This is a genomic window from Chryseobacterium sp. SSA4.19 (assembly GCF_022601875.1).
In the GTDB taxonomy this organism is placed as follows: domain Bacteria; phylum Bacteroidota; class Bacteroidia; order Flavobacteriales; family Weeksellaceae; genus Chryseobacterium.
Map to the genome: position 1 here is coordinate 63177 of NZ_JAKVIP010000015.1, position 25305 is coordinate 88481.

Annotated in this window: 24 protein-coding genes and 2 riboswitches; of the genes, 7 read left to right on the forward strand and 17 right to left on the reverse strand. The window is 38.0% G+C overall.

The features are described from left to right. The first annotated feature begins 10 nt into the window (after positions 1-10). From MKJ01_RS11980 to MKJ01_RS11990, 3 genes are read left to right on the forward strand one after another with little or no spacing between them, the layout of a single operon-like run. On the forward strand, positions 11-433 hold the full coding sequence (locus tag MKJ01_RS11980; protein WP_241614213.1) for a dCMP deaminase family protein: 423 nt from the start codon (positions 11-13) through the stop codon (positions 431-433). A gap of 8 nt (positions 434-441) precedes the next feature. Then, positions 442-1380 (forward strand): site-specific tyrosine recombinase XerD, encoded by a 939-nt coding sequence (xerD, locus tag MKJ01_RS11985; protein ID WP_241614212.1) that lies wholly within the window; start codon positions 442-444, stop codon positions 1378-1380. Continuing rightward, positions 1355-1870, forward strand: coding sequence for an NUDIX domain-containing protein (locus MKJ01_RS11990; RefSeq protein WP_241614211.1), 516 nt, complete (start codon positions 1355-1357; stop codon positions 1868-1870). Before xerD ends, MKJ01_RS11990 begins: the two co-directional genes overlap by 26 nt. Before the next feature lie 42 nt (positions 1871-1912). On the opposite strand, the gene MKJ01_RS11995 is transcribed toward MKJ01_RS11990, so the two are convergent. The 4 genes from MKJ01_RS11995 to MKJ01_RS12010 form a co-directional block, all read right to left on the reverse strand. Further along, the gene (locus MKJ01_RS11995; RefSeq protein WP_241614210.1) at positions 1913-2371 is read right to left on the reverse strand and encodes a heme-binding domain-containing protein; all 459 of its coding nucleotides are present in this window, start codon (positions 2369-2371) and stop codon (positions 1913-1915) included. A 4-nt stretch (positions 2372-2375) separates the two neighbouring features. Continuing rightward, the gene (locus MKJ01_RS12000; protein ID WP_241614209.1) at positions 2376-4124 is read right to left on the reverse strand and encodes an Ig-like domain-containing protein; all 1749 of its coding nucleotides are present in this window, start codon (positions 4122-4124) and stop codon (positions 2376-2378) included. A 25-nt stretch (positions 4125-4149) separates the two neighbouring features. After that, on the reverse strand, positions 4150-5412 hold the full coding sequence (locus MKJ01_RS12005) for a serine hydrolase (protein WP_241614208.1): 1263 nt from the start codon (positions 5410-5412) through the stop codon (positions 4150-4152). A 179-nt stretch (positions 5413-5591) separates the two neighbouring features. Continuing rightward, positions 5592-6524 (reverse strand): 2-hydroxyacid dehydrogenase, encoded by a 933-nt coding sequence (locus MKJ01_RS12010; protein WP_241614207.1) that lies wholly within the window; start codon positions 6522-6524, stop codon positions 5592-5594. 91 nt (positions 6525-6615) lie between these two features. Here MKJ01_RS12010 and MKJ01_RS12015 point away from each other — a divergent pair, with 91 nt between their 5' ends. Further along, on the forward strand, positions 6616-6972 hold the full coding sequence (locus MKJ01_RS12015; protein WP_241614206.1) for a DUF1648 domain-containing protein: 357 nt from the start codon (positions 6616-6618) through the stop codon (positions 6970-6972). Here MKJ01_RS12015 and MKJ01_RS12020 read toward each other — a convergent pair. The 4 genes from MKJ01_RS12020 to MKJ01_RS12035 form a co-directional block, all read right to left on the reverse strand. Continuing rightward, complete coding sequence (locus MKJ01_RS12020) at positions 6965-7486, reverse strand: acyl-CoA thioesterase (RefSeq protein ID WP_241614205.1); 522 nt, start codon at positions 7484-7486, stop codon at positions 6965-6967. The genes MKJ01_RS12015 and MKJ01_RS12020 overlap by 8 nt on opposite strands. Then, positions 7483-8238 (reverse strand): hypothetical protein, encoded by a 756-nt coding sequence (locus tag MKJ01_RS12025; protein WP_241614204.1) that lies wholly within the window; start codon positions 8236-8238, stop codon positions 7483-7485. The genes MKJ01_RS12020 and MKJ01_RS12025 overlap by 4 nt, the downstream gene beginning before the upstream one ends. A gap of 180 nt (positions 8239-8418) precedes the next feature. Next, positions 8419-10524 carry a TonB-dependent receptor gene (locus MKJ01_RS12030; RefSeq protein ID WP_241614203.1) on the reverse strand — a complete coding sequence of 702 codons (2106 nt, stop codon included), beginning with the start codon at positions 10522-10524 and terminating at the stop codon, positions 8419-8421. 108 nt (positions 10525-10632) lie between these two features. Further along, positions 10633-10723, reverse strand: a riboswitch (TPP riboswitch). A 48-nt stretch (positions 10724-10771) separates the two neighbouring features. Next, positions 10772-11542, reverse strand: a complete 771-nt coding sequence (locus tag MKJ01_RS12035) for a WG repeat-containing protein (RefSeq protein ID WP_241614202.1) — start codon at positions 11540-11542, stop codon at positions 10772-10774. A gap of 154 nt (positions 11543-11696) precedes the next feature. On the opposite strand from MKJ01_RS12035, the gene MKJ01_RS12040 reads away from it, so the two are divergent. Then, a complete protein-coding gene (locus MKJ01_RS12040; RefSeq protein ID WP_241614201.1) occupies positions 11697-13964 on the forward strand; it encodes an aconitate hydratase in 2268 nt (755 codons plus the stop codon). Between the two features lie 50 nt (positions 13965-14014). Here MKJ01_RS12040 and MKJ01_RS12045 read toward each other — a convergent pair whose 3' ends face one another. Together MKJ01_RS12045 and MKJ01_RS12050 are read right to left on the reverse strand one after the other, a co-directional pair. Continuing rightward, a complete protein-coding gene (locus MKJ01_RS12045; RefSeq protein WP_241614200.1) occupies positions 14015-14704 on the reverse strand; it encodes a LytTR family DNA-binding domain-containing protein in 690 nt (229 codons plus the stop codon). Beyond that, complete coding sequence (locus MKJ01_RS12050; RefSeq protein WP_241614199.1) at positions 14697-15722, reverse strand: sensor histidine kinase; 1026 nt, start codon at positions 15720-15722, stop codon at positions 14697-14699. Before MKJ01_RS12050 ends, MKJ01_RS12045 begins: the two co-directional genes overlap by 8 nt. 181 nt (positions 15723-15903) lie before the next feature. Here MKJ01_RS12050 and MKJ01_RS12055 point away from each other — a divergent pair, with 181 nt between their 5' ends. Together MKJ01_RS12055 and MKJ01_RS12060 are read left to right on the forward strand one after the other, a co-directional pair. Further along, positions 15904-16743, forward strand: coding sequence for a DUF5694 domain-containing protein (locus tag MKJ01_RS12055; protein ID WP_241614198.1), 840 nt, complete (start codon positions 15904-15906; stop codon positions 16741-16743). 63 nt (positions 16744-16806) lie between these two features. Further along, complete coding sequence (locus MKJ01_RS12060) at positions 16807-19032, forward strand: outer membrane beta-barrel family protein (RefSeq protein ID WP_241614197.1); 2226 nt, start codon at positions 16807-16809, stop codon at positions 19030-19032. A gap of 68 nt (positions 19033-19100) precedes the next feature. Here the strand turns inward: MKJ01_RS12060 and MKJ01_RS12065 are convergent, their stop codons facing one another. The 7 genes from MKJ01_RS12065 to thiS all read right to left on the reverse strand — a co-directional run bounded on the left by MKJ01_RS12065 (position 19101) and on the right by thiS (position 25112). Then, positions 19101-19811, reverse strand: coding sequence for a HesA/MoeB/ThiF family protein (locus MKJ01_RS12065; RefSeq protein ID WP_241614196.1), 711 nt, complete (start codon positions 19809-19811; stop codon positions 19101-19103). A gap of 31 nt (positions 19812-19842) precedes the next feature. Beyond that, positions 19843-20961 carry a 2-iminoacetate synthase ThiH gene (thiH, locus tag MKJ01_RS12070; RefSeq protein ID WP_241614195.1) on the reverse strand — a complete coding sequence of 373 codons (1119 nt, stop codon included), beginning with the start codon at positions 20959-20961 and terminating at the stop codon, positions 19843-19845. 9 nt (positions 20962-20970) lie between these two features. Continuing rightward, complete coding sequence (locus MKJ01_RS12075; protein ID WP_241614194.1) at positions 20971-21747, reverse strand: thiazole synthase; 777 nt, start codon at positions 21745-21747, stop codon at positions 20971-20973. Beyond that, on the reverse strand, positions 21744-22358 hold the full coding sequence (locus MKJ01_RS12080) for a thiamine phosphate synthase (protein ID WP_241614193.1): 615 nt from the start codon (positions 22356-22358) through the stop codon (positions 21744-21746). Before MKJ01_RS12080 ends, MKJ01_RS12075 begins: the two co-directional genes overlap by 4 nt. 139 nt (positions 22359-22497) lie before the next feature. Beyond that, on the reverse strand, positions 22498-23088 hold the full coding sequence (locus tag MKJ01_RS12085; protein WP_241614192.1) for a thiamine phosphate synthase: 591 nt from the start codon (positions 23086-23088) through the stop codon (positions 22498-22500). Further along, the gene (gene thiC, locus MKJ01_RS12090) at positions 23085-24896 is read right to left on the reverse strand and encodes a phosphomethylpyrimidine synthase ThiC (protein WP_241614191.1); all 1812 of its coding nucleotides are present in this window, start codon (positions 24894-24896) and stop codon (positions 23085-23087) included. Before thiC ends, MKJ01_RS12085 begins: the two co-directional genes overlap by 4 nt. A gap of 9 nt (positions 24897-24905) precedes the next feature. Then, the gene (gene thiS, locus MKJ01_RS12095) at positions 24906-25112 is read right to left on the reverse strand and encodes a sulfur carrier protein ThiS (protein WP_241614190.1); all 207 of its coding nucleotides are present in this window, start codon (positions 25110-25112) and stop codon (positions 24906-24908) included. 56 nt (positions 25113-25168) lie between these two features. Next, a riboswitch (TPP riboswitch) is annotated at positions 25169-25267 on the reverse strand. Positions 25268-25305 lie beyond the last annotated feature (38 nt).

Genomic DNA, 25305 nt, shown 5'->3' on the forward strand with positions numbered 1-25305 from the left:
ATGCTGCGGTATGAATAAGTTTGACAAAGCTTATCTTAAAATGGCTCAGGAATGGGCAAAACTTTCCTACTGTAAACGAAAGCAGGTAGGAGCTCTTATCGTAAAAGATAGGATGATTATTTCAGATGGTTATAATGGTACTCCCTCAGGATTTGAAAACTGCTGTGAGGACAGTGAAGGCAAAACGCACTGGTATGTGCTGCATGCGGAAGCCAATGCTATTTTAAAGCTCTCGGCATCCACCCAGTCTGCCAAAGGTGCAACGCTGTATTTAACACTGTCGCCCTGCAAGGAATGCAGCAAACTTATTCTGCAGGCAGGAATTGCCCGGCTGGTCTATATCAATGAATATTCAGACGATGACGGAATATCCTTTTTAAAAAATCACCATATTGAAATAGTACAGATTTCGGATTGTGAACTAAAAAAATAACACACACCATGACATGGGATGAAAAAATTAAGGATTTTGAAATCTTTCTTCGTTTCGAAAGAAATTTTTCAGAAAACACTCTTGATGCCTATATCAGAGACATCAGAAAATTAAAGGAATATGCGGAAGAAGACCTGGGAAATATCGGCCCGGATACCATTGGATATGAAAACCTGCAGGAATACATCTTCAATCTTTCCAAACAAAAATTCAGCGAACGATCTCAAGCAAGATGGATTTCTTCCATCAAAGCCTTTTTCAGATACCTGATGGAGGATGAGTATCGCGAGGATAATCCGGCTGCCCTGCTTGAAGGTCCTAAGCTCGGACTTTATCTTCCGGATACTTTAAGCCTGCCTGACATCAACAAAATTATTGATGTTATCGAACTTGATACGGACCTTGGAAAAAGGAACCACTGTATTATTGAGGTTCTGTATGGCTGTGGTCTCCGGGTTTCAGAACTTATAGAGCTTAAAATCTCGAATATTAATTTCAATGAACATTATATTAAAGTGTTCGGAAAGGGAAACAAAACCCGTTTTGTTCCTTTGGCCGGCTACACAGCTGAATTGTTACAGAATTACATCCGGGATACCCGTTCCAAAAACAAGATTAATAAGAAACATGAAGACACGCTTTTTCTCAACAGCAGAGGAACATCAATGTCACGGGTGATCGTGTTTTTAATTATAAAAGAACTAACGGATAAAGCCGGGGTAAGCAAAAAAATTTCCCCGCACACTTTCAGGCACTCCTTTGCTACACATTTGCTGCAAAACGGAGCTGATCTGCGTTACATCCAGGAAATGCTGGGGCATTCAAGCATAACGACGACAGAAATTTACACGCATCTGAAAACGGAGGAGCTTCGGGATGTTATCCTGAGTTACCACCCGAGAAATATCAATGTATCACTCAATGAAAATACTGAAATACTGCCCTAACTGCGGCAAAGAGTCTTTACACTGGAACGGCGAAAAGAAATGGAGTTGTCCCATTTGTAATTTCAGTCTGTATAACAATGTTGCCGGTGCAGTAGCCGTAGTGATCAGACATCAAGAGGAAATTTATCTTACCCGTAGAGTGAAAGATCCTAAAAAAGGAAAACTTGATCTTGCAGGAGGATTTGTAGATCCGAAGGAGAGTGCTGAAGAAGCCTGTAAAAGAGAGCTTTTTGAAGAACTGCAGCTTACCGTTGATATTTCAAAATTAAAGTATCTGACCAGCCTCCCCAATGTATACGAATATAAAGAGATTGATTATAATACGATTGATCTTTTTTATGAGTACATCGTTCCGGAAAAATTTGAAGTCAGTCTTGAAGCATCTGAAATCTCAGAAACGGTGTGGATTGCTTTAAAAAATTTGAATTTGGAAGACCTCGCTTTTGATTCCCAGAAAACGTTTTTTGAAGCTTATCTCAAAAATATGTAATACTAAAAAAACCTGATGAAATCATCAGGTTTTTACTTGGAGTTAATATACCTTAGATTTCAGTAGTTCACCAAAATATTTTATTAATAATGCCCTTTCAGCATCAGAAAGATTCGCTTCCTTATGGTATACGATATATCCGGGAATCGGCATTGTTTTATTCTGCAGCGTCTGAATGGATTTATCCAGCATGCTTTCTTTAAGCTCTTTATTGTAGGTATTCCAGACAGAAAAATTCATATGCTCACGACCCTCATTAACATGGCTTTTTACGGACCAGGAAGCCGGCGCAACATATGCGTATTCCGGATAAACCGTTTCATCCGAATGGCAGTCATAACAGGCTCCTTTTAATAACTGAACAACTTTATCCGGTGTTTTGTTAACATCAATAAAGTTTACTTTATGATCAATGGGCTTATTCACTTTATCTGTAGGAATAAACTGTATCAAAGCAAAGCCTATCAAACTCCAGAAAAGTATTTTTTTAAACGTTTTCATAGGCTTACCTCGTAGGTGTCAGCAAAGCATTATTCCCGTTTACATTCAGATTCTTAGGCTGCTCATCTGTTGGCGTCGGATTGCTGTTTGTTTTCGGAACGCTGAGTTTTGAGGTATCGAGTACCCTTGTATCTTTGAGATCCCATTCTTCATTACTGTCCCAGAGCGGTCTTACGACAGTAACTTTATAATAGATATATGAATCTTCTGCAAAGATATCATTCTGAAAATCTGCTTCATCCCAGTATTTGTTTTCATTGTTATCCACCAGAATCTTTACGATATACTCTCCCGGTTTCAGGATATCAAACTTGACGTCGCTTCCTTTTGTATATTTCTGATATAAAACTTTATCTGAGCTGTCAACCAACTGAATCCAATAGCTTGAACTTGGGGCATTCTGCAGTTTAAATGTCAGGCTACCGTAATTCTCCACTCTATCTGCTTCAAAATCAAATCGCTTTGACTGATAATTTTTAGCATAGAAAGATGAAACCGTTTCTTTCGGAACAATCAGCTGATATTTTTTACCCGAAATATAATCTGCTTTCATCAGGATCTGATAAGGATTGGTTTCTGAAATTTTCGCTGTAAACGGCACTGTATTTAAAGTATCACCTGCTATCCTAAAGATCCATTTATCGGTATTGATTTTGTCCAGATAATAATTTGAGGTTATTTTAAAATCCTCTCTCGGAGGAAGCAGTCCGCCGCCATTATCACTATTGACATCCATTGTATTCTTCGCATTATAACGGTAAAATAAAGATGCGTTGTAGAGCGTATCTTTTTTATTGTCTGCATTATATCCGAATTTCAGGTTTTCAGCTCCGTTTTGACCCAGGTTGCTTTTTACCGCATCGAACCATATCCTTACCGTATCTGATTTGGGCGTATGAGTGACCTTATAATCATTCAGCTTCTCATTTTGTGACTGAACTTTTACCGTATTGGGTTTCCCTTCGAAAGTCATCATCACACCTCCGGCAGCCTCTTTCATTTCTAAATATTTCACCGGCCTTTTAGAAGAGTATAATTTTAAGTTCAATCCTGAAATTGATTTTTCAACTATCACAAGGTCTTTCTGAAACCCAACTTTCTCTTTGCCGGCATCGTATATTGAATTTCCATTCTCATCTTCAAAAGCAATAATCTTATACTCTCCCGGAGACAAGTAATTAAGTTCATAATAGCCGTCATCGTCCACCTTGGTCATATAGTAAGGTTTCTGTTTGTAATCGATAGTATCTTTTGCTTTGTATAATCCAACCACGAATTTATTTTCCCCGGCTTTTTTGATCGATAAGGCGTCCTTAACCTCTCCGCTTATATAGAGGTCATCAATCTTTTCTCCGGTAGAGAAGGCAAAATTGAAATACCGTAAAATATTCGTTTCGTTGTTATCTGCAATCGCGTTTCCGAAATTAAAGTTATAAGTGGTATTCGCCTGCAAAGTATCCGTCCATTGAATGAGAATAAATTTATTGGCGATATTGGCAGGAATAATCCGTTTGATATTCTTAATCGGCGGAGAAATATTCAGATTTTTATTGATGTCTTTTAATGTGATATATTCATCAAAATCAAGGCGTAACTCTTTAATGTCTCTCGGAACATTAATTCGGGTCGTATCAATATTGGACCCTAAAAATTTAGGTGCCAACGTATCTTTCGCGCCTCCTACAGGCGATCCGACTCTTGCGCAGGACTGCAGAAGGAAACCGATAACGATTAATAGAAGAAATCTTTTCATGAATAGGTTTACGCAAAAATAAACATTATTCTCCATAAACTTCACTATGTCCGCTCAATGTATCCTTGCCATCTTTCATGATGCTGTGAAGCTTGTCTGTCTGGGGAGGAAAATTTTCAAACAATCCGGATAAAGCCAGAGCTGTATATACTTTACCGGAATATCTGTTTCCGATAGCAACAATGGTTACTTTTGATTTCAGCAAGTGGGCAAAAACAGAATTGGTTCCATGCCACCAGCCGTTGTGATACGTTAATTTCTCACCATTGTCAAAAATTTTCATCCTGAAGCCTAATCCGTAATTATTCATTCCTGCTTTCTCATTGCTGTATGGTGTAAATACCATCTGCATCAATTCAGGCTTTAAAAAATCTTTCGAGAACATCGCTTTGGAAAAATTGTATAAATCTCTTGGTGTCGTATATACATTTTTGTCTCCGTAAATCAGATCCAATCTGTCTAAAGGATACAGCCTGTTGCCTCCGTAATAAAATGACTGGGAAGCAGTAGGAATATCTTTTTCCTGAAAAATAAAGGTATTTTTCATTTTCAGCGGTTCAAAAATCATTTCCTTCATCGCCTGAGGAAAAGGCACTTTGGTTACTTTTTCAATAAGCAGTCCCAACAGCGCAAAATTAGTGTTGCAGTACATAAACCCTGTATCCGTATCTCTTGCCAGATCAGGCTTATATTTAATGATCATGTTCAGAATATCTTGATTGGTAATGAACACTTTAGAAAGCTCTGCAGGTACCGGTTGTATTTTTGTAATAAAATATTCGTACTTCGGAAGGCCGCTTCTTTGATCAAGTAAAGTCTGAACCGTAACATTCGGATAAGGAAATCCTGGAAAATATTGTGTTAAATGATCAGACAACTTTACCTTTCCAGCTTCAACCAGCTTCATCATAGCCATTGCCGTTAACGTTTTGGAAACAGAAGCTACGTGGAGCGGTGTATTTTTATCAATTGGGTTCTGATGGCCTTCTCTGGCAAAGCCTCTGTAATTTTCGTATAGGATGTCATCTCCCTTTGCTACCAAAATGCCGCCACTCAGATCACTTCCTTCCCAAACTTTTTTATAGTACTGATCAATATAGCGTACCAATGATGCCTTATCAGGAATCTGACTCTCGCCTTTTGTAAATACTTTAGTTAAATCTACATTTCCATAATTCGGAATATTGGTGGTTTTTTCTGCTACAAGATCCTGATTTTGGGATTCTTTTTTACAGGAAACAAAGAATAAAATGGTAGTTAAAAAAAGTATAAAAGCGTGCTTATTCATGAGAGTACAAAAATGAGCGGCAATTTAATGAAAGTCATAATAAATACTAACTTCCGATAGCAAATTATGAATTATTTAACATAAAATATAGCTGGGCAAATCCAAGCTGCACAGCCTATAGCTTTATAACAAGATCATTAAGCACACTTGAAGCTTCTTCAAGTATAAAACATTGAAATTTACTCACTAAAACGGCCTGTAATTTTATCCACAATCACCTGCGCAAGCTTTTCTTTGCTTTGATGGGTCCAGCCAGCAATATGTGGTGTAACGATTACTTTTTCAGAATCCAGTAGATACTTCAGCTCTTCATTTTCTGTTTCCAGATTTTCAAACGATGATTTCTCATATTCCAAAACATCCAGGCATGCTCCTTTCACCTTACCAGACCGAATTGCGTTAACTAAACTTTTAGTTTCTACATTTTTTCCCCTTGCCGTATTGACAAGATAGAAATCATTTTTCATGTCAGAAATAAAAGATTCATTAATTAAATAGGATGTTGCCTCTGTTAAAGGAATATGAAGGCTCAAGACCTCAGCTTTTTCTTTTAATTCCTCTAAAGAAACCTGTGCCGCATATTCATCAGAAAGCCCAGGCAGAATATCATAAAAGATAACAGTACAGCCGAAACCGGAAAGTCTTTTAGCAGTTGCTTTTCCCATGTTCCCGTAACCGATCAGCCCAACCGTTTTCCCCAGCAGCTCATCGCCTCTGTTCTCCTCCCGTAGCCAGATTCCGTTTTTCACTTCCCGGGAAGCGATGAACAGCCTGTTCATTAAAACCAATAACATTCCGACCACATGCTCCGCTACTGAATCTCTGTTTCCTTCGGGAGAATTAATCAGATGAATCCCTAATTTTTCAGCTGAGGGAATATCAATATTTTCCATTCCTGCTCCTACTCTTGCAATGAATTTCAGATTTTTAGCTTTCTCCAGAAAATTCCTGTCCAGAGGAATACGGCTTCTGATAATAACACCTTCATAATTCTCAATTTTATTGCAAATTTCATCGTATGATGAGGTAAAATCCTCCTCCAGAATAAAGTTTTTTTTCAAAAGCTGATCGGTAATAAGCGGGTGGTTTTTATCTAAAAGCAAAATTCTCATCGAAGGCATAATTCTTATATTTGTTGATGCAAAGGTAAGGGCAAAGATTTAGAAACGGTTTTTACAGAATAAAATTTTTCAGTTTAATTGAATGAAATTACACACCTTTATTTTCGGTATTTCAGTAGTATTGATATTTTCCTATGCTGTATTTTTAGGGATTAAATTCCCGTCAGTTCCGGAAACTATTCCAATACATTATTCTTCTGAAGGAGCGGATGGATTCGGGAATAAAATATTTCTGTGGTTTGAAGCAGGGATCAATGCATTTATTTTATGCATTATCGGATTCTTAATATTTTATCCTCAAAAAATGGTTAGAAAAGATGATCATTATCTTGAATCCTCAGCAGAAACTGCAGTAAAAAACCGGCAGGTATTTCTGTCGGTCTTATCTTTAATAGTCACATTGCTTTTATGTATCCTTACTTTAAAAGAAATTATTTAGGTTCCTGGAAAAGCTTTTTTAATTCTACAGAATCCAGGGGTTTCATTCTTCCTGAAAGAATCAATGATAACTCTTTTCTTCTTAAAGCAGCTGCAAATCTTTCTTTCTCAATCTCTGTTTCAGGCTCCATATCGGGAATCGGAATAGGCCTATTGAATTCGTCTACCGCTACAAAAGTATAAATTCCTTTATTGGTCTGGATTTTTTTATGGTTAATCGGATCATCCAGCCAGACATCTACATAAATTTCCATAGAGGTTGAAAAAGCTCTGGAAACTTTAGATTCCATGACAACAATCCCGCCTTCCGGGATCGGGTGATCAAAAGAAACGTGGTTTACAGACGCCGTTACGACTCTTCTTTCGCAGTGTCTTGTTGCAGAGATGGATGCACAACGGTCCATTCTCGCCAAAAGCTCCCCTCCGAAAAGGTTTCTCAGTTGATTGGTATCATTGGGAAGTACAATATTGGTCATGATCGTCAGGGATTCTGACGCTTTTTTTATTTTTGTCATTTCTTCTTAGTGTTATTTTGGGAAACCGGTTTTACTCCGGCTTTTTCTGCAGCGGGCATTACAGGATTCTGTACGGAGTCCTTTTTTAAAGAATCTGCCGTTATCGGAGTATGCACCTGTACCTTTATTGTATCTTTTTCAATCATGTGGTTTTTCGTCTGTACAGGAGTATTTATTTTATCAAAAGATTTTTCCCCGAAGAGAAGCTCCTGCTGGGTATAGGCCACATACAGAATGCCTAAAACGGGAATAATAATCAGAATAATCCAAAGTACGGATTTATTAAACCGATAATTCTTCTTGCCCTTTACAGAAACTTCAGGTTTCGTGTCTTTACTGTTAATATCTGATATCCTGATTTCTTCCAGACCGTAAAAGTCAGGATGGTCAGACTGAAGTCTGTTTCCTTTAAAATGAGTTTCACCGTCCTCAATAAATATAGTTCCCAATCCCTGAATATCCAGGGTCTGTTCCGCCTGAAGTTTTTTCTTCCAAAAATCGGTCTGGATCTGGAGATCCGTTTTCGATGCTTCAAGAGTCATCCGTTTCTCGCCTCCGATGAAAGATGCCAGCTCATCAGACTTCACTTCATAATCCGGTTTATACACAATGGTACTTGCAGGAGGAAGAATACTTCCGTTTTCGGAATTGATAATTGCTTTGGAATTTTCCAGAGCAAAAATGCCAAAACCGGGAACAGCGACTGTTCCAAACTGTTTTAAATATTCTAAAATGTAAGCTGAGGTATTCATTTGGTCGCAAATTTATAACTTTTTCATGACTTTTCAGAAGATTTGTTTCTTTATGAATATCTGTTAAAACATAAGTTATGAAGGGTAAACCGAAGAGCTGATGCCTTCAATAAAAAAGGCTGCAGAGCAGCCTAATCTAACTTTACTTTTACTATAATTGTTTAAATATAGTCTTCATCATTACTGAATTTTCCAGCTGATCCCAAACATAAAATTTGTCCCTGCCTGTGAAAAATAAGAAGGTGAACCTTCCCATACCGATCCGTTATTAACATATTTTCTATTGAGAATATTGTTAACCAAAAGTTTTAAAGCGATATCATTATTTTTAATTTTAAACTGATACTGCGCATTAAAATCCATTAGAAAATAATCTTTGAGCTGCAGGTTTTCATCTTCTGAATTGTCCAGATACTGTTTCCCGACATACTGATTCATCAAAGCAAACTGGAAATGGTTATCCGGATTGAATTTTACGCCCAGATTTGCAATCAGATCAGGTGAAAAAGAAATCTGTGTATTTCCGAGATCTTTTACGCCTGCTTCATTTTCTATTTTAAAATCTAAATTTCTGTTATTGCTGAAACTTACATTTCCGTTAAGTTCCCACTGTTTTGAAAGTTTCGCCAAAGCTCCCAACTCAATCCCGCTTCTGTAGCTTTTCCCTGAATTGGTTCTGATGAAAGCTCCGACATTGCTAAGTTCACCGTTTAAAACCAACTGATTAACATAATACATGTAATATAAATTTGCCGTCAACGACACGATTCCGAACTGTCTTTCAAAACCGGCTTCAAAATCATGCAGTTTTTCTGCTTTTACATTATTATTGGCTAATAAATCCTCTCTGTTAGGCTCCCGATGCGCATGGGCATAAGAAATAAATAATTTCCCTTTTGGAAGTCTGTAATTAACTCCGGCTTTTGGATTAAAAAACAGCCAGGTTTTATCCAAGTTTGCTCCTTCACCATCTCCTGCCTGGATTATTTTGGTATTATAATCAATATTCCTCAGCTGTAGATCACCGAAAAACTCAAATTCATTGACCTTTACCAAAGCTTTTGCAAATCCTGCCGTTTCATTTTTCACAGAACGGCTCCTGTAATATTCATGCTCATCAATCTGAGGCAAGAAAACACCTGTTACATTTCCGTAATGTCTCCCGTAATATTGATTGGCGACTACACCGAAATTAAGATCAACCGCTCCCAATTTTCCGTACAGAGTAGAAATAACACCGTAAAAATCATTATTCAGCCATTTTTTTCTGATAAAATCAGAATATTCTTCACTTCCAATATCAGGCAAATTGTACCTCATGAATGGCTCACCCTGTTTGTAATTTTCATAATATCCTTTTCCTTTTGTGTAGTGTAAAGTTGTTTCCAAATTCCATCTGTCACTGAATTTCTGTTCCCAAAGCAACTGGTAATGATTTTGTTTATAATTGTCCGTTTCATTATCATAAAAACCAACAATATTTTCAAAAGCGGCATCATAAATGGCCCCAGAAAAATTAAATCTCGGATTGGTTTCAAGTGTTTTCCTATCGATACCGTTCCAGGCCTGGTATGTTTTTTCTTTACCACCGAAAGCCATCAGCCGGATTCTTGTTTTCCCCTCCTCATACAAAGCGGTGAAATTATAAGAATTCAGTTTTGAAAATGCCCTGTCGATATACCCGTCGGAATTGATATGTGTATATCTCGCCATCACAGAGAGACGGTTTCCGAGGAACTTCCCAGAACCTATTTCTGCAGAGTATTTATACGTATTGAATGAACCGTAGTTGTCATCTGTCTTAAAATAAAATTTTTCTTCCGGATTCTTTGAAAGAACATTGATACTGGCTCCAAAAGCTGCTGCTCCATTATTGGAAGTCCCTACTCCTCTCTGAATTACAATCTGTGATGCAGAACTTGTAAGATCCGAAACATTAACAAAGAAAGTACCCTGACTTTCGGAATCATTATACGGAACACCGTTCATCATGACATTGATGGCACTTCCTGCTACCCCACGAATTCTAAAACCTGTATATCCTACGCCATTTCCCGCATCAGAGGTTGAAATAATAGACGTTTGGTTTTTAAGTAAAACGGGTAAATCCTGTCCGAGATTACGGCTGTCAATATCTTTGGCAACATTGAGGATTTCTTTGGCAACGGGAAGTCTTCTGGTGAAATTAACGGCTTCAATTTCGTTTATCTGTAAAGAATCGGTTGTCTGTGCCTGTAGAAAAGCAAATGAGCCTACAGTAAGTCCTAAAAAAAATAATCCTTTCATTCTATAAATTTTAAAATTTAATGAATAAAAGGGGCGGATTAAAATAATGTAACCATGTGGTAATTTAACAGTCTAATAATGAGAATTGGTATATTGCTACACTTTTATATCGGTACATTTTAAATTCCCTAAACAGCATTACCCGTTCCAGGTTCATTGGGTATAATCTCAGCTTGTTAAAGCACCCCTTTATTTCAGCCGCGAAAATACAAAATTTTCATGAGATGCAATACATCTTTAGCTGATGTTAATACGTCTTATTGTGATCATCTATATAATAATAATTCTTTCCGTCTTTTGAAACATCAAACATCTTCCCCAACTTCCAGCTGAAATTACGCTTTATATCCTCATATTCAAATGGAATTATGATGTTGTTATTTTTATCAATTATTCCGAAACTATCATTTTTGGAAGCAATAATCATAGGATTGGCAACATCATCACCTTCAAGAATATATAGGTATTCATACTGGGGATAAATTTTGAACTGCTTGTAATCCTGTGGATCTTTGAAGACGGATTTTTCCATGATTCCGTAAAAACCGTTCAGGACATAAGCCTGAAACAGCTGCTGGGTATATTCTTTATGCACACATTTTCCCAAGTCTGCCTTCTTAAACTGATAGACTCTTCTTCCCTTTTGATCAATCCTGTAGGATATTTCATTTTTTTCTACCGTGGCATATTCTGCAGTTCCAAATTTCCTTAGTTTTTCATTCGGAGAATTAAGAAGGTTACAGTCTTCGTAGAAGAAAACGGCAATATGATATTCCGGCTGGATGATAAATTTCCCTTTTTGATTGACATATCCGAAATTCCCGGCTTTCTTTTTAGGAATTAAAGCAGGCAGATCCTTGTTAACGACAGGAAACTCAATACTCTTTTTATTCTGAACCATTGCATTTCCAACAGTAGTTTTCAGCGTGTTCTTAACAAACGGTTTTCTGACAGTCCTTGTCTGAGAGCAGATAAAAACCGAAACGAATAGACCTATTAACTGAATTCCTTTTTTCATATTCATCATTTGGCTGCAAAAATACGCCAAAATAGAAATTATAAAACACATATTTATAAAGAATCTAAATAATTTAGCTTACATAAAATATTAAAAATTTGTAATTTTGGGAACAATTTTTAATTGTTTGATAATTCTAAAACATTTTTAAGATATGACATTTGATATCGATATGATCAAAAAAGTGTACGAGCGTTACCCTGAAAGAATTGCAGCAGCAAGACAGATCGTGGGAAAACCTCTTACCTTATCAGAAAAAATATTATACACTCACCTTTGGGAAGGAAATGCTACAAAAGCACATGAAAGAGGAAATTCTTATGTGGACTTCGCACCGGACCGAGTGGCTATGCAGGATGCTACTGCACAGATGGCACTTTTACAGTTTATGCAGGCCGGGAAAGCTAAAGTAGCAGTTCCTTCAACGGCCCATGCGGATCACCTGATCCAGGCAAAAGTAGGTGCTGATAAAGATTTACAGGAAGGTATCAATAAGAACTCTGAGGTTTTCAATTTCCTGAGTTCTGTTTGCGATAAATACGGAATCGGTTTCTGGAAGCCTGGTGCCGGTATTATTCACCAGGTAGTACTGGAAAACTATGCATTCCCTGGAGGAATGATGATCGGGACTGACTCTCATACAGTAAATGCCGGAGGTTTAGGAATGGTAGCCATTGGTGTAGGAGGTGCTGATGCGGTAGATGTAATGGCAGGAATGGCCTGGGAACTTAAAATGCCAAAATTAATCGGTGTAAAGTTAACGGGTAAAATGTCCGGATGGACTTCTGCAAAAGACGTTATCCTTAAAGTGGCTGGAATTCTTACCGTGAAGGGAGGAACAGGATGCATCGTAGAATATTTCGGAGAAGGAGCTGAATCTCTTTCAGCAACCGGTAAAGGTACGATCTGTAATATGGGTGCTGAAATCGGGGCTACGACTTCTACTTTCGGATATGATGATTCTATGAGAAGATATCTGGCTGCTACAGGCAGACAGGATGTAGTGGAGGCAGCAGACAAAATTGCTGAACATTTAACGGGTGATGCTGAAGTATATGCCAACCCTGAGCAATATTTTGACCAATTAATCGAAATCAACCTTTCTGAACTGGCACCTCACCTGAACGGACCTTTCACTCCGGATTTGGCAACTCCTGTTTCTGAATTCAGAGCTAAAGCAGAAGCAAACGGATGGCCTTTAGAAGTGGAATGGGCATTAATCGGTTCTTGTACCAACTCTTCATATGAAGATTTATCAAGAGCAGCTTCTATTGTAGAAGATGCGGTAGCCAAAGGAGTAAAACCTAAAGCAATCCTGGGGATCAATCCAGGTTCAGAACAGGTAAAATATACTGCTGAGAGAGACGGTTTTTTAGATTCTTTCAGAAAATTTGAAAACGCAAGGATTTTTACCAATGCCTGCGGACCTTGTATCGGACAATGGGACAGAGAAGGGGCTGAAAAAGGAGAGAAAAACTCTATCATCCACTCTTTCAACCGAAACTTTGCGAAAAGAGCAGACGGAAACCCAAACACACACGCATTCGTAGCTTCACCGGAAATGGTAGCGGCTGTTGCCATCTCAGGAAGACTGGATTTCAACCCGATCACTGACACTTTAACCGCTGAAAACGGTGAACAGATAAAACTTGATGAGCCTAAAGGTTCTGAATTACCGGCTAAAGGATTTGCTGTAGAAGATGCAGGATATCAGGCGCCTTCAGCAGACGGTTCTTCAGTAGTCGTAAATGTAAGCCCAACTTCAGACCGACTTCAGCTACTGGAAGAATTCCCGGCCTGGGACGGAAAAAATATTGAAGGAGCAAGAGTTTTAATCAAGGCTTTCGGAAAATGTACAACTGACCATATTTCTATGGCCGGGCCATGGTTGAAATACAGAGGTCACCTTGACAATATTTCAAACAATATGCTGATCGGAGCTGTTAATGCCTATAACATGGAAACGAACAACGTGAAAAACCTTCTGACAGGTGAACACGGTGAAGTTCCTGCCGTACAGAGAGCATATAAAGCTGCAGGAGTACCGACTATCGTTGTAGGAGACCAGAACTACGGTGAAGGTTCTTCCAGAGAACACGCCGCTATGGAGCCGAGACATCTGGGTGTAAAAGCTGTATTGGTAAAATCATTCGCAAGGATCCACGAAACGAACCTTAAGAAACAAGGGATGTTAGGATTAACATTTGCCAATGAGGGAGATTATGATAAAATCCAGGAAGATGACACGGTAAACTTCTTAGATTTAGATCAGTTTGCTCCTGAAAAGCAGCTGACTTTAGAATTTGTTCATGCGGACGGAACTAAAGATATCATCATGGCCAACCATACTTATAACAATCAGCAGATTGACTGGTTTAAAGCTGGTTCAGCACTCAACCTGATTAAGCAACAGGAGAATTAATTGTTAGATTAATTAATCATAGAAAAGCAGTTTCATTTTGAAACTGCTTTTTACTTTATTTTAGTCAAAAGGTTCACCCTGTAACTTTCTCCTATGGGAATTTCATGATGGGTAATCAAATTTACTTTTCTTGGTGCTATCTCTTTGATTTTATTCAAATTGATAATAAAAGATTTATGGATTCTTGCGAAAGAGCCTTCCGGAAGCTGCTGTTCCAGTGATTTCAAGGTATCCAATACAATATATTCCTTTTCAACAGTTCTGATGTTTACATAATCTTTAATACTTTCAACAAACAGGACATCTTCAAAATCAATTCTATACTGCCGTCCGGAAGATTTTACAAAAAAATGAGAATCTTCTTTTTTATCTTCATTAACAGCAAAACGCTCCCAGGCTTTTTCAGCACTTTTGTAAAAACGTTCAAAAGAAACGGGCTTAAGAAGATAATCTATAATATGATATTCATATCCTTCCAGAGCATATTCCGAATAAGCAGTCGTCAAAATATACCTCAGTTTATTCCCCAAAATATTCATAAAATTGATACCTGTCAATTCAGGCATCTGGATATCCAGAAAGACCAGATCACATTCATTCTTTTGAATATAATCCAGAGCTTCAATCGGGTTTTCTGTTGAGAAAACCAGTTCCAGAAAAGAAACCTTCTGCACGTAGCTTTCCAGCAGCGAAATGGCCAGCGGCTCATCATCAACTATGATGCATTTAATTTTATTCATCCCGTAAATCAATTTTTAAATCTACAACAAATTCCGATTCCGAGTCTTTGATATTTAACTCATATTTTTTCGGATAAAGAATCTCAAGTCTTTTTTTAACATTATCAATTCCGATTCCGGATATTGTATCTTTTACTCTTTGATTTTTAAAATTGTGAAGATAAAAATGAAGCAATTTATGTTCATCTGAAATCTTCAGTAGAAATCCTTTATTCCTAAAATCTCCATGCTTGAAGGCATTTTCTACGAAAGGAACTAATAGCATGGGCGAAATAGGCAGTGCAGGATGACTGATATTTCTTTCAGTAATCAATAATTCGGGATTTTTAATCCTCAGCTTTTCAAGGGCTGTCAGACTGTCAATATAACCAATTTCCTTTTCTAAAGAAATAAAGTTTTCTTCAAGGTCCTTTGTGCTGAATCTCAACAGCTTGCTCAATTCTTCTATGGCCGGCAATGCTTTATCAGATTTCTGATACACCAAAGAATAAATGTTATTTAAGGAATTAAAAATAAAATGAGGGTTGATCTGGGTTTTTAAAGCCTGGATTTTTGCCTGGTTTCTTTCTAATTCCAGTTCTTTTTTTTCGGCTTCTATTACTCCAAACCTTTCCAAGAGCCATAATATACCGGAAATAAAGACAATGACACTGCCATTATAAATATTATCAAAAAAATAATAAGCAATCCCGGTGTCCTTTCTATAATTGCTGAATCCAAAAGTCAATGGAAGGAAAACCTCTTCTATCAAATAACGCAAAGTCGCAAAACAAACAATTGAAAATAAAAAAACCAAAACAGCAGTATAAAGCTTTTTGAAATTGAAGATCCTGGGAATAATAAAAAGATAACAAATATAAAAAGTACTGATTCCAACAAGGAAATAAGTAATATTAAGCGTCTGATGAATGTAAAAATTATCTCCCTTTACAAAAAATATTTGTGGGGCAATAACATTACCAGTAAAGTTGAAACTCCAGTATATAATCTGAAGCCAAATAATCTGTTTTTTTTTCATTTTCAAATGTAAGCTTCTTCATTTTTCATTTCCTAATGATTTCCGACAAATGCCCGTTTTTTATCGATGAAACTATTTGATCGAATAAAAATCGGTTAATGTCGAAATGCTATTCCATAGATTTCACCATATATCTACCTTTGAATCATTCAAAATAAATTAACTAACAAATAAAATAAGTATGAAAACATTTATTTACAGCTTACTGGCATGCTTCTGCAATTTTGTTTCTGCACAGAAAAAACCATCGGAGTATTTCAATAACCCTAAGACCAAAGTTCTCGTTGTCGGGTCATTCCATTTTGATTACCCTAATCTTGATGCCCATAAGACAGAAAAAGGAGATCAGGTTGATGTCCTGTCACCGAAAACTGCACAGGAAGTAAAAGAGCTTACTGACTACATCAAGAAATTTAAACCTACAAAAATAGCTATAGAGGCTTGGCCGGAATGGAATGCCAATCAGAAATTAAAAGAATACAAAGATGGGAAGTATAAAGACAAAAGGGATGAACGCTACCAGATTGCCATGCGGATCGCAAAAGAGCTCAACCTTACTGAATTATACAGTATTGATGCAAATTCTATTTTAGATGATCTTGAAGAAAAATTCGGGAAGACAGACTCTGTGTATTTTAAAAACATGAGTGCAGACTATGATTTTTTAAGTGATGATCCAATTTCAAAACAGTATAATGTCTTTTTTAAAAATTCCGAACGAAAAAACTTCAAATCTATTTTAGAGCTTTTTAAATTCATGAACAGTAAAGAATACCATCAATATGAGTATGGTGCTTATCTTACCGGAGATTTCAAATTAAGAGATCACGATGGGGCGGATATGCTTGCTTTGTATTGGTATAACAGAAATCTGAGAATGTTCCGCAATATCCAGAATATTCCCCGTAATACAGAAGACAGAATACTTATTATTGCAGGAAATGGTCATGCATCAGTGTTAAGACAGCTGTTCACTTCTTCCCCTGAATTTGATTATGTTGAATTCGATAGTCTAAAATAAGAAAAAAAGCTTTGTAACAAAATTTCGTTTTTTGCGTCTAACTGAATAGCAGTACATCATATTATGAAGAAAATTATACTCGTTCTATTTGGGTTAGGCTCAACATTTACTTACGCACAAGAGAAAAGCAGCAACCCGGTAAAAGAAAAAGAAATTGAAGGCGTTGTACTCACTAAAACGAAAAAAGCCGTTGAACAAAAGGCAGACCGTACCATTTTCGATTTTTCCGAACAGCCGCAGCTGAATAACGGTAATGTGCTGGAAGGAATTAAAAAACTTCCCGGATTGGTTTCCACTGATATTGCAGGCATGATGTATCAGGGAAAAGTTCTCGACGTTTATCTGAATGGAAGGCCTTTAAATATTACTTCAAACGAGCTGAATTCTTTTCTGGAAGGAATGCCTGCCAATTCCGTAGACCGGATTGAAGTGATCACCCAGCCCGGCGCAGAGTTTCCCGCTACTTCCGGTGGAGCGATTATGAATATTATTACGAATAAAAATGCCAATAAATATTTAACGGCAACGTATTCCGGAAACTATTCTTTTACGAATTATGATAAATTCAGAAGCAGGACCAGCAATTCCCTGAACTTAAATGCCAGAAATAAAATTTTCGGATGGCAGCTGAATGTAGGACAGAATTACCGTGAAAGTATGCTGAATTCAAATCAAGGAGAGGGCTTATTAATAAGCAATACCGATAGAATTGGTAGAGGATATTTTGCAAAATCAGGTATGACCTTTGATCTTGGACAGGACAGATTATTGTTGAATTATGATATTTATCACAATAATAATGACAATTATACACTGAGTAACGGTTTTGCAGATCTGCCTTACAAAAATATTAAAGACAGTATAAGAGAAGGAAATTTTAAGGCCTTTGACGCCGCACATACTTTGAATACAAGACAGGAAGCAGTAGTGACCTATCAGAAACGATTTGCAGATAAAGTTCAGAAACTTGATTTCCAGTTTGGATATACAAAATCAACCAGTACATTCGATCAGGACAATATTTTCAGAGATATTATCTATCGTAGTCCTGATGAAGATATAGCACCCATCTCCAACGGAAATGTTTTGAATAATACCTCTGATATGAAAATTGCCAACTTTAAAGTTGATTATTCCCAACCTTTAAAGATATTGGATGGCGGAAAAGTGAGCTTAGGAGGTTTGTATGAAAATCAGAATTTTGATACGGAAAGCAGAGGTTTGACCAATCTGGAATATAAAAGGCAGACAACGTCAACCTATTTAGAATTTCAGGCTAAGCTTAAAAAATTTGATTTCATTTTAGGAACCCGTGCAGAAAATTATGATATTTCAGGAGTGACCAGAATTATTGACAGTACAAAAACTGTTGTGCAGAAAGATTTAATTCCTTTTAATAAGTTTAAATTATTTCCGAATGCGAGCGTTCAGTATAATTTAATGAACCAGGTTTATATTGCTGCTAACTATAATAAAAAGATAAGCCTGCCGAGTATTTCCGCATTAAACCCCAATAATACCACGTTCCAGGGACCTAATACCCAGGTAACGGGTAACCCGAACCTTCAGCCTACCATCTTTGACAATTATGAATTGAAGATTTCTGCATTTGATTATGCATTTATTGGATACAGTGTAAGTTCTGCAAAAAATCAGGTGGCACAGATTATCAGGAAAAACGGGAAAAATCTTTATAATGAGCAGATCAATATCTCGAACATGAGAATTCATAACTTTAATCTTGGACTGCCTGTTCCATTTATGATTTTCAGCAAACCGCTGAGCGAGATTATGAAATTTAACTTTAATCCTGATAAAATTAATTTCATGTACCTGTATGCCGGCTATCAGAAGCATGATATTGATAACCTGAATAATAACGGGTTTTGGATCTTTAATGCCATGGCACAGGTCATTTTACCAAAAGATATTAAACTGACCGCGAATTACAGCTACTTAACTCCAAAAGCCGGATATTTCTACTTCACTGCAGAAAAACCATTTAACAATAATGTTGATATTACCATAACGAAAAAATTCCTGGATAACCGCCTGACGGTTTCTGTTTTTGCAAATGATATTTTCAATGGACAGGTGATGCAGGTACGCTCAAACCCACCGGGAGGAGGTGAAAGTGTGGTCTTAAGAACTAAATATGACAGTCGAAATTTCGGATTATCTATTAATTACAAAATCCCTACAAAAAATAAACTGGCCAAAGAAGATTCAAGTATTCTGAACCAGACCAAGAAAGAAGAAACCGGGGGCGTTATGCAGCAGGGACAATAACTTTTCTACTTATCAAAAAAATCGAGTCAACAAAATATTTTGTTGACTTATTTTTTTGTGTAATGTGATTAAAAATCAATCGTCTGGAACTTCCATGATAAAACGTCAATTAAAGTTAACGTATTCACGGGCAAAGCAATGCCTGTTATCATATGCAATGCAAGATGAGCCATCATACTTCCCACCATTCCCGGCAGAGGTCCCAAAACGCCCAGACTGTCACAATCAGGAAGGTTTTCATTAAAAGGCGGTTCCGGAAAGATATCCCTCAGATTCCTGCTGCCGTTATAATTAAAAACAGCAACCTGGCCTGAAAATCCCAAGATACTTCCATAAATCAAAGGTTTATTGAGAGCTATACAAGTATCATTGATCAGATATCGGGTAGAAAAATTATCAGAACCATCGATAATAATATCAAATTGCGAAAGGATTTCTTCAGCGTTTTCAGCAGTAATTTTGCTTTCAATTCCCATGAAATGAACCTGGTGATTTATTTTTTTTACAAACTGCTTGGCGCTTTCCACTTTAGAAAGCCCTACTGTATCTTCATTATGGATGATCTGACGATTTAAATTGTGCAGTTCTACCTTATCAAATTCTGCTACTCCCAAAGTTCCGATTCCCGCCGCCGCCAGATATTGAACAACGGGGCTTCCCAATCCTCCTGCTCCCACTACCAAAATTTTTGAATTCATAATTTTCCGCTGCCCTTGCAATCCGATCTCGTCGATAAAAATCTGGCGGCTGTAACGGGCGAAAATATCTTTATCCTTCATATTGTTTAATTTTACAATCAATTCTTTTAAATTAAACCCCACTGTAGGCAGCGTCCCAATCTTTCATCACAGGGTCATAACCTGCTTTCCGGATTACCTTTTTAATTTCTTCCATACTCCTTTCGTCACTGGTTTCAAACTGTTCCAGAGATTCTTTGTCCACGGCATATCCTCCGGGATTGGTTTTAGAAGCTGCACTCATGGAAGTAGCTCCTAATGTAATGATATTATCCCTGAACTTCTCATTTTCCCTTGTTGATATGGAGATCTCAATATCATGGTTCCAGATCCGGTAAGCACAAATCAGTTGCAGTAAGTCTTTATCAGACATATTGAAATTAGGTTCAATGATACCTTCCGCAGGCCGGAGCCTTGGAAATGAAACTGAAAACCGACTCTTCCAGTATTGTTTCTGAAGATAATCGAGATGTAGCGCATTAAAGAAACTATCGACCCTCCAGTTTTCCAGTCCCAATAAAACACCTAACCCTATTTTATGGATTTCTGCCTGGCCGATTCTGTCGGGTGTTTCCAGTCGAAAATGGAAATTAGACTTCTTGCCTTTAGGATGGTATTCTTTATATACTTCCTCGTGGTAAGTTTCCTGATAGACCAAAACGGAATGCACTCCTTCCTTATGAAGCTGCCGGTATTCCTCAACCGATAAAGGCTGAACTTCAATAGAAATATTTGAAAAATGAGGTTTTAGCAGACGGATGGCATTTAAAAAATAGGATATCCCAACGGTTTTATTGGCTTCGCCGCTCACCAGCAGAACATGATGGACTCCAATCGACTTTAAAACAGATGCCTCGGTCATCAACTCCGTTTCAGAAAGTGTTTTTCTCTTAATCGGATTATCAAGGCTAAACCCACAGTACGTACATATATTCTGACATTCATTACTCAGGTATAACGGAGCATACAGCTGAATGGTTTTCCCGAAACGCTTCTGAGTGATCTGCTGCGCCATTTTGGCCATCACTTCCAGCTTTTGTGAAGCCGCCGGAGAGATCAGGTTTAAAAAATCTTCTGTTGTCTTATTTTTTTTTTGAAGACTTCTTTCAACATCGGACAAAGTTATTGTTTCAAGCTTTGCTTTTACTTCATCCCATTGGTATTTTTCAAAAAATTCTTTAAAACTCTTCATCGGTTTATTTTAATCAAATAAAAAAGAAGTCACCGGACTTGAGGCTTCCGCCTGTCCCACAACAGCTCCCAAACCGGATTCAAAAGCTCTTCTTCCGGCAATAACCCCTTCTTTAAAAGCCAACGCCATAAGGACCGGGTTTTCTGCCACTGCGATAGCCGTATTTACCAAAACTGCATCTGCTCCTATTTCCATTGCTTTTGCAGCGTCGGAAGGAGCACCAATACCTGCGTCTACCACAACCGGAACATTGCTTTGACTGATAATAATTTCCAGAAAATCCAGTGTTCTTAAACCTTTATTGGTTCCAATGGGTGCTCCAAGCGGCATTACAACTGCCGTACCTGCATTTTCCAGCCGTTTACACAGAACAGGATCTGCATGAATATAGGGCATTACGATAAATCCGAGTTTTGCCAGTTCTTCTGTGGCATACAAGGTTTCTACAGGATCCGGCAATAAATATTTGGGATCCGGATGGATTTCCAGCTTTACCCAGTTGGTTTCCAAAGCTTCTCTTGCCAACTGTGCTGCCAAAACAGCTTCTTTGGCGGTTCTTGCTCCTGAGGTATTAGGTAGGAGATGCGCTTGTGTCGGTTGTAAAGCCTGCAGCAAACCATCTTCCGGGGATTGGGAATCTACGCGTTTTAAAGCCATGGTTACCATTTCACTTCCTGAAGTGATAACAGAGTCGGTCATTTCTGTAAGACTGCCGAATTTTCCTGTTCCCAGAAACAGTCTTGATTCAAAAGTTCTGTCTGCTATTTTTAAAGGTTGATTTTTCATTGTAATACTGTTTTAAATTTTTTAATTACAGAAGGCTGATGGGTTATCTGCCCTGAAACAGCCACTCCGTAAATTCCAATCTGCTGTAAGAGCTCCACGTCATTGAGAATAACTCCGCCAATAGCGAATATTTTCGGGATTTGTATTGAGCCAGACTTTAATTCTTCTATGATGTTCTGATATCCTTTAAAGCCTAAAACCGGACTGAGCTGTTCTTTGGTGGAAGTAAATCTCAATGGCCCTAAACCGATATAATCACATGATTCAGTGATTCTCTGCAGAACATCTGAAAATGTATTTGCTGTGCCTCCAATGATTTTATGTCCGCCTAAAATATAGCGTGCTGCTTCTACAGAAGTATCCTGTAATCCAAGGTGAACACCGTCTGCATCCGTATCTTTTGCGATCTGAACATCATCATTAATGATACAGACCGTTTCATAGTTCAGACAAATCTGTCTTGTAGTTTCACAAAGCCGTCTGAATTCATTTCCAGGCGCATTTTTCCAGCGTACCTGTACCCATTTTACACCGTGATCAAGGGCTTTCTGAATATTCAGCTCCTGCTCTTCTCTTGTTGAACCTTGTGATATATATTGTACTTTTTCCATTATGTATTCTGGCTGAATCCTGACAAAGCCGTAGGATTATTTGTTTATTTTTAGTGTATAAGTTTGTCTTTTCCAAAGTCCGTTGCGTAAGAACATACAGCAGGATCCGGAATTTGAAAAGAGACAGGTTATTTAATTTTTAAGAATACAGCATCATTTTCTGTCTGCATTTCCTGAAACTCTCTACCGGTTTATTACTTTCCCAAACAGCACCCAGCAAAGCGGCGCCATCCGCCCCATTAGTAAAAGCTTTAGCAATGGTATTCTCATTAATTCCTCCCAAAGCAATCATCTTCACCTTTGAATTATTACGGCTTTTCATTTCACTTAAAACTGTACAATTTTGCCCGTATCCTTCTTTTGAAACACTCGGAAATGCAGGGCTGATAAATGCATATTCCCATTCCATGCTTAATTCGTTAAATGCGTGAATATCGTGAACCGACGTTGAAATGACCTTCCCCGTAAAAGATTGATATTCTTTATTTTGCCGTGCAGTTTCTTTAAAATGAAATCTCGACACATAAAAGTTTTCTGCCAGATCATGATGATTATGCAATACCAGCCGATGATGAAACTCTAGATCTATCTCCTTTATAAAATTCGCTATTTCATCTCGGTTCATCCACGGTTTTCTGACGTGAAGGAAATCCAGCCCTTCAAGAAATAATTCATTGATTATCCCAGTTTCATGATCAACCGCTTTTTCAGGCGTAATAACGATAATCATAAATAAATTTCTTTTCCTTTTTCGATGAACTCCTGCGATTTATCGAACATTCCCTGTTCTGCAGATTCACGGATTTCCTGGGTAATTTTCATCGAGCAGAATTTAGGTCCGCACATCGAACAGAAGTGGGCCACCTTTGCCCCGTCTGCCGGAAGCGTCTCATCATGATATGCCCTGGCGGTATCCGGATCCAAAGAAAGATTGAACTGGTCTTCCCATCTGAATTCAAACCTGGCTTTACTCAAAGCATTGTCCCTGTACTGTGCTCCCGGATGGCCTTTCGCTAAATCTGCCGCGTGAGCCGCCAGTTTATAGGTAATGACACCTACTTTTACATCTTCTTTATTCGGAAGTCCCAAGTGTTCTTTCGGGGTTACATAACAAAGCATTGCACAGCCAAACCAGCCGATCATTGCCGCTCCGATTCCTGAAGTAATATGATCATATCCTGGTGCAATATCCGTCGTTAAAGGGCCTAAAGTATAAAACGGCGCCTCATCACATACTTCCAGCTGTTTTTCCATATTTTCTTTGATCATGTGCATCGGGACATGACCAGGCCCTTCAATCATTACCTGGACATTATGCCTCCATGCAATTTTCGTCAACTCTCCTAACGTTTCCAGTTCGGCAAACTGCGCTTCATCATTGGCATCTGCAATTGATCCGGGACGAAGCCCATCCCCCAAAGAAAAAGCAACATCATATTTTTTCATAATTTCACAGATCTCTTCGAAATGGGTATATAAAAAATTTTCCTTATGATGATAAAGGCACCATTTTGCCATAATGGAGCCGCCTCTTGAAACAATTCCTGTAACTCTTCCGGCAGTCAGATGAATATACCTTAATAAAACTCCGGCATGAATAGTAAAATAAGATACGCCCTGCTCTGCCTGTTCAATCAAGGTGTCTTTAAAAATTTCCCAGGTAAGATTTTCTGCAACGCCTTTCACTTTTTCCAATGCCTGATAAATCGGAACGGTACCAATCGGAACCGGACTGTTCCGGATAATCCACTCTCTGGTTTCGTGAATGTTTTTCCCTGTAGACAGGTCCATAATCGTATCAGCTCCCCAACGGCAGGCCCAGACTGCTTTTTCAACCTCCTCTTCTATGCCTGACGAGACGGCGCTGTTCCCGATATTAGCATTGATCTTCACCAGGAAGTTCCGCCCGATAATCATCGGTTCGCTTTCAGGATGATTGATGTTGTTAGGAATAATGGCTCGCCCTGCTGCAATTTCATCCCGTACAAATTCAGGAGTAATTTTATTCTTTGGAGTTTTTGCCCCAAAACTGTTTCCCGGATGTTGGGAAGCCATATCTTTTGAAACAAAATCCAATTGATCAATCCTCTGATTTTCCCTGATGGCAACATATTCCATTTCCGGAGTAACAATCCCTTGTCTGGCATAATACAACTGAGTAACCTGTTTCCCGTCCTCTGCTACCTTAGGCAAATGGTTATAAGAGAACCTTAATACATCAAGTTTTGAATCGGCTAGTCGTGCTTTTCCGTAATCTGAAGTAATTCCTTCCAGAATCTTTACATCTCCTCTGTCAAGTATCCATTGTTCCCTGATTCTCGGAAGGCCTTTTTCAATATTGATTTCCGAATTTTCATCGGTATAAGGTCCGGATGTATCGTAAACGGTAACAGGCAGATTCTCTTCCAAATTTCCGTTGGTAAGTTTTGTCGGACTTAAGTGTATTTCGCGCATCGCTACATTAATGGGATGTATATTCCCTTCAATATAGATCTTCTTTGAGTTCGGAAACGGCGAACGTGTAATATTATGAGCCATAGGATATTTTTAACCGCCTTGGGTAGCGGTGATAATTAAAATTGAATCTTCGTTATTGAGAACGGTTCCCGGCCAGGATGACCGCGGAACAATACGGTTATTGAGGGCCACGGCAATTCCTTTTTTCTTTTCGGGTATTTCCATAGCCATTAATGCTTCCAGATTTTCGGGAAGTACATCAAAAGTTTTTTTGGTGTGGTTGATTGTGAGCGTCATTCCTAAATTTTTAAAATACTTTAGGAATGCCCGGCATGGTACAGTAGAATGTACAGCAAAGTCATTTCGCTTTTCCCTACGCTGGTATGGTCCAGATCAGGTTCAAAGGGTAAAATCTCAGCCTGTTTATGCAACAGACACCCCTAAAGTCTGGAGCGAAGTTAGATATTTTTTTTAAATGGGCAAAATTTTA